This is a genomic window from Streptomyces sp. SID5785 (genome assembly GCF_009870065.1).
GTDB lineage: Bacteria > Actinomycetota > Actinomycetes > Streptomycetales > Streptomycetaceae > Streptomyces.
In genome coordinates, this window is sequence record NZ_WWIA01000639.1 from 1 (window position 1) to 722 (window position 722).

1 protein-coding gene is annotated in these 722 nt (G+C 77.1%); it reads left to right on the top strand.

Annotated elements, in window-relative coordinates:
• Window positions 1–722 (top strand): serine/threonine-protein kinase (locus tag GTW43_RS20815; protein ID WP_161303529.1); only part of this gene is annotated, 722 nt, incomplete at both ends.

Below are 722 nucleotides of genomic sequence, written 5' to 3' on the forward strand. Positions count from 1 at the left end.
ATGCTGCGGGAGGCCCGGGCCGTCGCCCAGCTCAGACACCCGCATGTGATCGTCGTGCACGACGTCGTGGTGCAGGACGGACGCCCGTACATCGTGATGGAGCTGGTCGAGGGCTGCTCGCTCGCCGACCGCATCGCCCACGACGGGCCGCTCGACGTCCGCGAGGCCGCGCGGATCGGCGTCGCCCTGCTCGGCGCCCTGCGCGTCGCGCACGCCGCGGGCGTCCTGCACCGCGACCTCAAGCCGGCGAACGTCCTGCTCGAACCGGCGACCGGCCGCGTCGTCCTCACCGACTTCGGCATCGCGCAGGTCGAGGGCGCCACCACGCTCACCGAGACCGGCGGCTTCGTCGGCTCGCCCGAGTACACGGCGCCCGAGCGGATGGCGGGGGAGCGGGCCGGTGCGGGAGCCGACCTGTGGTCGCTCGGCGCGCTGCTGTGCGCGGCGCTCAGCGGCGTGTCGCCGTTCCGCCGCGACTCGCTCGGCGGCATCCTGCACGCGGTCGTCTACGAGGAGATCCGCCCGCCCGCCGAGGCCGCACCGCTGCTCCCGGTGGTCCGCGGCCTGCTGGAGCGGGAGCCCGCGCACCGGCTCGGCCTCGACGAGGCGGAGCGGCTGCTGCGGGCGTACCTCGACACGGGCGCGACCCCGCGGCGCACGGCCGGGCCGCCCGCCGCGTACACGGCGACCCGGCGCGACGTGCCGACCGTCGCCCGGCGGCG